This is a genomic window from Pseudescherichia sp., assembly GCF_032052675.1.
Classification (GTDB): Bacteria; Pseudomonadota; Gammaproteobacteria; order Enterobacterales; family Enterobacteriaceae; genus Pseudescherichia.
Map to the genome: position 1 here is coordinate 43774 of NZ_DAMBWA010000020.1, position 7768 is coordinate 51541.

General features: G+C 57.9%; 8 protein-coding genes. 3 read left to right on the forward strand and 5 right to left on the reverse strand.

Annotation, left to right across the window (positions count from 1 at the left end; translation table 11 throughout):
• The first annotated feature begins 5 nt into the window (after positions 1–5).
• Positions 6–1553: a multidrug efflux MFS transporter permease subunit EmrB gene (emrB, locus tag RTX96_RS19840; protein WP_103818198.1), complete on the forward strand. Its 1548-nt coding sequence runs from the start codon at positions 6–8 to the stop codon at positions 1551–1553.
• 102 nt (positions 1554–1655) lie between these two features.
• The gene (leuA, locus tag RTX96_RS19845) at positions 1656–3305 is read left to right on the forward strand and encodes a 2-isopropylmalate synthase (protein ID WP_312671864.1); all 1650 of its coding nucleotides are present in this window, start codon (positions 1656–1658) and stop codon (positions 3303–3305) included.
• On the opposite strand, the gene RTX96_RS19850 is transcribed toward leuA, so the two are convergent.
• The 5 genes from RTX96_RS19850 to yqaB form a co-directional block, all read right to left on the reverse strand.
• Positions 3302–4060, reverse strand: coding sequence for an AraC family transcriptional regulator (locus RTX96_RS19850; RefSeq protein WP_103818773.1), 759 nt, complete (start codon positions 4058–4060; stop codon positions 3302–3304). The two genes, leuA and RTX96_RS19850, sit on opposite strands and share 4 nt — an antisense overlap.
• Positions 4061–4173: 113 nt before the next feature.
• Positions 4174–4689, reverse strand: coding sequence for an S-ribosylhomocysteine lyase (luxS, locus tag RTX96_RS19855; RefSeq protein ID WP_103818200.1), 516 nt, complete (start codon positions 4687–4689; stop codon positions 4174–4176).
• A 150-nt stretch (positions 4690–4839) separates the two neighbouring features.
• Positions 4840–6384 carry a glutamate--cysteine ligase gene (gene gshA, locus RTX96_RS19860; RefSeq protein ID WP_312671865.1) on the reverse strand — a complete coding sequence of 515 codons (1545 nt, stop codon included), beginning with the start codon at positions 6382–6384 and terminating at the stop codon, positions 4840–4842.
• Positions 6385–6462: 78 nt separating this feature from the next.
• Positions 6463–6891 carry a YqaA family protein gene (locus RTX96_RS19865; RefSeq protein ID WP_103818203.1) on the reverse strand — a complete coding sequence of 143 codons (429 nt, stop codon included), beginning with the start codon at positions 6889–6891 and terminating at the stop codon, positions 6463–6465.
• Positions 6888–7454, reverse strand: coding sequence for a fructose-1-phosphate/6-phosphogluconate phosphatase (gene yqaB, locus RTX96_RS19870; RefSeq protein WP_312671866.1), 567 nt, complete (start codon positions 7452–7454; stop codon positions 6888–6890). The genes RTX96_RS19865 and yqaB overlap by 4 nt, the downstream gene beginning before the upstream one ends.
• 117 nt (positions 7455–7571) lie before the next feature.
• Here yqaB and RTX96_RS19875 point away from each other — a divergent pair.
• Positions 7572–7768: hypothetical protein (locus RTX96_RS19875; RefSeq protein WP_312671867.1), on the forward strand; the 197-nt coding region annotated here is incomplete at its 3' end.

Genomic DNA, 7768 nt, shown 5'->3' on the forward strand with positions numbered 1-7768 from the left:
CCCTAATGAGCGCTACGCAACCGAGAAAACCGCTGGAGGGGGCGCAGCTGGTCATTATGACCATTGCGCTGTCGCTGGCGACCTTTATGCAGGTGCTGGACTCCACCATCGCCAACGTGGCGATCCCCACCATTGCCGGTAACCTTGGCGCGTCACTGAGCCAGGGGACCTGGGTGATCACCTCGTTTGGGGTAGCAAATGCTATCTCTATTCCGATCACCGGCTGGCTGGCGAAGCGCGTCGGCGAAGTGAAGCTGTTCCTCTGGTCGACCATTGCCTTTGCCGTCGCCTCCTGGGCGTGCGGCGTCTCGACCAGCCTCAACATGCTGATCTTCTTCCGCGTCCTGCAAGGGATCGTTGCCGGGCCGCTGATCCCGCTCTCACAGAGCCTGCTGCTCAGCAACTACCCGCCAGCGAAGCGCTCTATCGCGCTGTCGCTCTGGTCAATGACGGTGATCGTCGCCCCGATCTGCGGCCCAATTCTGGGCGGTTACATCAGCGATAATTATCACTGGGGCTGGATCTTCTTTATCAACGTGCCGATCGGTATCGTGGTCGTAATCATGGCGATGCAGAGCCTGCGCGGGCGGGAAACCCGTACCGAACAGCGGCGCATTGACGCCGTCGGCCTGGCGCTGCTGGTCATTGGTGTTGGCTGTCTGCAGGTGATGCTCGACCAGGGTAAAGAGCTGGACTGGTTCAACTCCAGGGAGATCATTATCCTGACCATTGTGGCGGTGGTGGCGCTAAGCTTCCTGATTGTCTGGGAGCTGACCGACGACCACCCGATTGTCGATCTCTCGCTATTTAAGTCGCGTAACTTCACCATCGGCTGTCTCTGTATCAGCATGGCCTACATGCTCTACTTTGGCGCGATTGTGCTGCTGCCGCAGCTGCTGCAGGAGGTCTACGGCTATACGGCCACCTGGGCGGGGCTGGCCTCAGCGCCGGTGGGGATCATCCCGGTGATCCTGTCGCCGATAATCGGTCGCTTTGCCCACAAGCTGGATATGCGCCGGCTGGTTACCTTTAGCTTTATCATGTATGCGGTCTGTTTCTACTGGCGCGCCTATACGTTCGAGCCGGGTATGGACTTTGCTGCCTCGGCGCTGCCGCAGTTTATCCAGGGCTTTGCCGTCGCCTGCTTCTTTATGCCGCTGACGACCATTATCCTCTCTGGATTACCGCCTGAGCGTCTGGCGGCCGCCTCCAGCCTGTCGAACTTTTCGCGTACGCTGGCAGGCTCCATCGGCACGTCCATCACCACTACGCTGTGGACCAACCGGGAGTCGATCCATCACGCTCAGCTCACGGAGTCGGTGACCCCCTACAACCCTAACGCCCAGGCTATGTATGACCAGCTGCAGGGAATGGGGATGTCACAGCAGCAGGCCTCCGGCTGGATAGCCCAGCAGATCACCAACCAGGGCCTGATTATCTCGGCCAACGAGATATTTTGGATCTCCGCAGGGATATTCGTGATCATGCTGGGGCTGGTGTGGTTTGCGAAACCGCCGTTTGGCGCAGGCAGCGGCGGCGGTGGCGCCCACTGATCGCTGAGTAAATTGACCGGACTGCGACAGGGATTGTCCGTTCTGATAAAGCCGTGCTCCTGAAATCGCTTCACGATAGTGAAAAGACAACAGGAGCACATCATGCTGAAAAACCCCGCCCAGAAATACCAGCCCTACCCCCCTCTCTCCCTGCCCGATCGCACGTGGCCGGAAAAGCAGATCGCCCACGCGCCGCGCTGGCTCTCCACCGATCTGCGTGACGGTAACCAGGCCCTGGCCGAGCCAATGGACGTGACGCGTAAAATGCAGCTCTGGAACCTGCTGCTCGACTGCGGCTTTAAGGAGATTGAAGTTGCCTTCCCGTCCGCTTCGCAGACCGATTTCAACTTCGTTCGCCAGCTGATTGAAAATAATCATATTCCCGACGACGTGACCATTCAGGTGTTAACTCAGGCGCGTGAAGATTTAATTTCGCGAACCTTCGATGCGCTGCGCGATGCCAGCCGCGCGACGGTGCATCTCTACAATGCCACTGCGCCGCTGTTTCGCCGTCTGGTGTTCGGCATGGAGAGGGCACAGATTATTGAACTCGCCACCCGCAGTACGCGCCTGATCCGTAAGCTGTGCGAAGAGAACCCGCAAACGCGCTGGCAGTATGAGTATTCGCCGGAAACCTTCTGCTTTACCGAGCCAGAGTTCGCCCTGGAGATCTGCGAAGCGGTGGCGTCTATCTGGCAGCCCAGTGCCGATCGGCCCATGATTATCAACCTGCCCGCCACCGTGGAGGTGAATACGCCCAACGTCTACGCGGATCAAATTGAGTGGTTCTGCCGCCACTTCAGCCAGCGCGAGGCGGTCTGCATCAGCGTCCATCCGCATAACGATCGCGGCACGGGGGTGGCGAGCGCCGAGCTGGCGGTGATGGCGGGCGCAGATCGCGTTGAGGGCTGTCTGTTTGGCAACGGCGAGCGTACCGGCAACGTCTGTCTGGTCACGCTGGCGATGAATCTCTACAGCCAGGGCATCACGCCGGGGCTGGATTTCAGCGATATGACCCGCGTGGTGGAGGTGGTGGAGAGCTGCAATCAGCTGCCGGTGCACCCCCGTCATCCCTGGGCCGGGCGGCTGGCCTACACCGCCTTCTCCGGTTCACACCAGGATGCGATCAAGAAAGGATTCGATGCGCGCAGGCCCGGTGAACGCTGGGAGATGCCCTATCTGCCTATCGATCCGCAGGATATCGGCTGCACCTATGAGGCGGTGATCCGCGTCAATAGCCAGTCGGGCAAGAGCGGCAGCGCGTGGCTTATCGAACAGAATCATGGCCTGACGCTGCCCCGCGCCCTGCAGCAGGACTTCAGCCAGCACGTGCAGCGGGAGGCCGACGACGGCGGCAAAGAGATGACGCAAAATGCGCTCTGGCAGCTTTTCCGCAGTCGCTATGGGCTGGTGGCAGCGCCGCGCTTCCATCTGCTCAGCTACAGCAGTGAAAGCCAGCAGGATGGACTGTTACGTTTAACCGCCGCCGTCTCGAACGACGGCGAAACGCGACCGCTGGAAGGGTGCGGCAACGGGCTGCTCTCTGCCGCAGCCAGTGGGTTATCGTCATGGGTAGCGCAGCCGTTTGTGATCAAAGATTATCATGAGCACACCCTGGGTGAGCGCAGCGACAGCCGTTCGGTCGCCTATATCCACTGTCTGTTTCAGGATGGCAGCAGCCGCTGGGGCGTAGGCATCGATAACGACGTTGCCCGCGCGTCGCTGCAGGCGCTGTTGAATACGCTGGCCTAACGAAAATAGTCGCTGGGTGAGACGCCCATCACCCGGCGAAACATGGCGGTAAAGGCGCTATGGCTGCCGTAGCCGGTATCCAGCGCGACACGCAGCACCGACTGCCCCTGCGCCAGGCGCAGCAGGGCTTCCATCAGGCGCGCCCGGCGTACCCATTCGCCAAAGCTTAATCCCGTTTGCTGCTGAAAGTGACGGTTAAGCGTACGCTCACTCATATTGGTCAAGCTCGCCGCCAGGGTGGTGGTCCACTCCCGGGCAGGCTCTTCACCGATCTGTTGGCAAAGCGTGCGCAGCAGATCGCTGTGTGGTTCAGGAAGATGGAAAGGCAGCGCCTGCATCACGCGGATCTCATCGAGGATCAGCTCATAAACGCGCTCATCGCGGCTGCCCGGCGAGTAGCGTTCGGCCAGATCGAACGATGAGACAATCAGCTCGCGCAGCAGAGGGGAAATTTGCACGATCTGGCAGGCCGCAGGCAGGTCAGCACGGGCCAGCGGATCGATAAATAGCGTGCGGGCGGCAACATTGCCGGTAATACGCAATGCGTGCTGCGTCGCGGCAGGAAGCCAGACGCCCCGCCCCGGCGGCACCACCCAGCAGCCTGCTGCGGTCTCAACTCTTACCACGCCGCTCAGGCTATGCAGCAGCTGCGCGCAATCATGCTGATGCCACGGCTCGCTGTCGCCATGCGCATAATCATGGGCAAAGGGGATGAGCGGGCGATGGGTAAAAGAGAAGGTCGTGGTGGTGGTCATTGTCATCTACAGATGCTGAAACGCCGGGCGGCACTGCGTTTGCCCGGCCTACGTTGGGCGCAGTGCCTTTCGTAGGCCCGGTAAGCGCGAGCGCCACCGGGCATCTGCTACGACTAAATGTGCAGCTCTTGCAGCTTATCTTTCGGCAGCGCCAGCTCGTCGTTACTGTTGACGCGCACGTCGCGCTCCAGGATATGACGCGCAATCTCCTGCGCCTCGTCCAGAGAGTGCATCTGATAGGTTCCGCACTGGTAGACGTTCAGCTCAGGGATCTGGTTCTGCTCTTTCACCTTCAGCACGTCGGCCATCGCCGCTTTCCAGGCATCCGCAACGCGCTGCTCGTCTGGCGTGCCAATCAGGCTCATATAGAAACCGGTACGGCAGCCCATCGGCGAGATATCGATGATCTCAACGCCGTTGCCGTTCAGGTGGTCGCGCATAAAGCCCGCGAACAGGTGCTCCAGCGTATGGATGCCCTTTTCCGGCATCACTTCTTTGTTCGGGATGCAGAAACGCAGGTCAAACACGGTGATGGTATCGCCGTGCGGCGTGTTCATGGTTTTCGCAACGCGAACAGCAGGGGCTTCCATACGGGTGTGGTCGACAGTGAAGCTATCCAACAACGGCATTTTTTCACCTCCGGAGTGATTTTTTTAAAATTAAGTGAACTCTTTAAACGCATGCAAGTCTGAGTATATGAAAGACGCGCATTTGTTATCATCATCCCTGTTTTCAGAGATGAAATTTTGGCCACAGCAATGTGGCCTTTTTCTTTTCTATCAGGCGTGTTTCGCCAGCAGATCCTCAAACGACTCGCTATCCGCCGCCTCAATCTCCCGCTGACGCCCCCATGATGCATCGCGCTCTTTGGTGAAGTCCTCTTCCAGCAGAACCGCCAGCGGCTCTTCCCGCAGCATATCACGATACTGTGCCGCCAGCGCCTTGCCGGTGCCGCCGATACCGCTTTCGAGCATTGAGTGCAGGATACGTGCCGAGAAGGTAAGCTCTGGATCGTCAAAGCTCGCGACCAGCTGATCGCACACCTCTGCATAGGCGGTGCCGCCGTCGATGCCGTCAAGGGTCAGCGCGACGCGCTTAAGATCGCGGAACAGATCCTTGCCGACGTCTTTCAGTGGGAACTGGGCGGTTTCACAGCCAATGCCCAGCGTCAGGCCCGGCTTACGTCCTTCCAGGATCACCCGATTCCAGTTGGTACGGGTACAGAGCAGTTCATCGCTGCTCATCTCTGGCGCATCCGCCAGCACGCACCAGACCATGAACAGATCGAGGAAGCGAACCTGCTGCTCGTCCACGCCCACCGCCGAGAAGGGGTTAATATCCAGCGAGCGGACCTCAATGTACTCAATGCCGCCGCGCAGGAGCGCATCTGATGGTGCTTCACCGCTGCGGGTCACCCGTTTCGGGCGCACCGGCGCATAGAGCTCATTTTCGATCTGCAGAATATTGGTGTTGATCTGCAGATGTTTGCCATCCTTCGTCAGCCCCATCTTCTCGTAGTCAGCAGACGGCGTTTTGATCGCCCGTTTCAATGCTGCCACATAACCCTCTAAATCGTTAAACGTAATACCGAGATTGCTTTGCGATTTATTGGTATAGCCGAGGTCGCTCAGACGCAGCGAGGTGGCATACGGCAGGTAGTACATCCCCTCTTCCGTCTTTTCAAACGGCAGCGTGGTGGGTTTGCCCTGCAGGAACGAGGAGCAGATGGCCGGAGACGCGCCGAACAGGTAAGGGATCACCCAGCCGAAACGGTAGTAGTTGCGGATCAGTCGGAAATAGCCGTCAGAGACCGCTTCTTTATCCGTACTGCCGCACTTCGCCTGCCAGAAGGCCATCGGCAGAGAAAAGTTGTAGTGTACGCCTGAGATAGTCTGCATCAGCGCCCCGTAGCGGTTTTTTAACCCCTCACGGTAGAGCGTCTTGAGACGACCAATATTGGATTTGCCATACTGCGCCAGCTCAATATCCTGCCCGTTCTCAATATAGCAGGGCATACTCAGCGGCCACAGCCGTTCATCTCCCAGGTTACGCACGGTATAACGGTGTACATCGCGCAGCACCGTCAGCATATGATCGATATTGTCATCAACCGGAGTAATAAATTCCAGCAGCGCTTCTGCGAAATCCGTGGTGATCCATTTATGTGTCAGCGCTGCACCAAGCTGTTCCGGATGTCCGGTTTTTGCAAGCGTGCCGTCAGCGTTAACGCGCAGCGTTTCGCGCTCCAGCCCTCGCATAATCCCTTTCAGGACATGAGGATTTTTTTCCAGCCAGGACAGCGCCTGTGATACGTCCGGGATCAAGTTGACCTCCCGCCTGTCGAAATTATTTCTAATAAGCATAATTGTAATGGTTGACGATGAAAGCGTATGACCAACCAATTAGTGCCACCACGTTATACCTTGCAGGGTTGCGACCGTCAGGACGGCGTAGCGTAGCCCCTTGCCAAGGCATAAAAAAAAGATAACCGGCCCCCACGCAATGCGCATCCACCCCGCAAGCAGGCACAGCAGATCACCGATAACAGGCATCCAGCTCAATAATAGCGTGGCTGCGCCATAACGTTTCAAATAGTCTTGGGCTTTTTCCTGCCAGCGTGACGTTTTACGCAGCGGAAAGAAACGCCCAAGGATAACGTTAGTCACCCCTCCAAGGCTATTACCCATTGTTGCTATTAACAAAAGTAGCCAGGGCTGACTGACGCCAGAGATTAGCATGGCGACCAGCAGCACTTCTGAACTGCCCGGCAATAGCGTGGCGCTGAGAAAGCTGCTGGTAAAAAGGGAAAGGAGTGACAGTGCGTCGCTCACAGCGTACGCACGTCCACCGCATCCATTCCTGCCCGCCGTGCCGCCTCCAGACCAAAGTCAGCGTCTTCAAACACAACGCATTTGGTCGGATCGACGCCCATCAGCTCGGCACAGAGCAGGAAGGTATCGGGCACAGGCTTGTGGTGCTCAACGTCATCGGCGGCAACCACGGCGGTAAAGTACTGGCGCAGGTTAAGGTGAGCCAGCAGCGCTTCGGCAATGGCGCGCTCGCTGCCGGTGCCTACCGCCATTGGACGACGGCCGTGCCACGCTTTCACCACCTCAATCAGCGGCAGCGGCTCAACGGTATCCAGCAGCATCGCCTTCACCGCCTCGGTTTTTTCACGCGCCAGGGCATAGGGATCGAGATCGCCGTGGTTCCACTCAATTACCGCCTGCGCAATACGCCAGGTCGGCGAGCCGTTAAGCGCGACGATAGCCTGCTCGTCAAAGCGCATGCCATAGTGCGCCAGCACGTCGTGCCAGGCTTTACGATGGGTAGGTTCGGTATCAAGGATGGTGCCATCCATATCGAAAATCAGACCGTCATAACGTTCGTACATCGCGTTCTCACACTGCGGATAACAGAACATTACTTTAACGTAAACAGGGCGTTTTGTCGCTGATGGCGAAAGAGAGTTAACGGTTAAAACGGGATTTTTAACAGAGAAATTATGGGGATGAAATCAGAAAAGATTATATCAGGAGAAGATGGTGCATCCGGGAGGATTACTCGACTGCGCCTCGCCCTACGGGCCGTTGCTGAAGCAACGTTATCCTCCCTGGTGCTTGCGATAATTTCGCAGACCATGAAACAACAGCTTGGCTGTTATCTCGGAGAAGATGGTGCATCCGGGAGGATTCGAACCTCCGACCG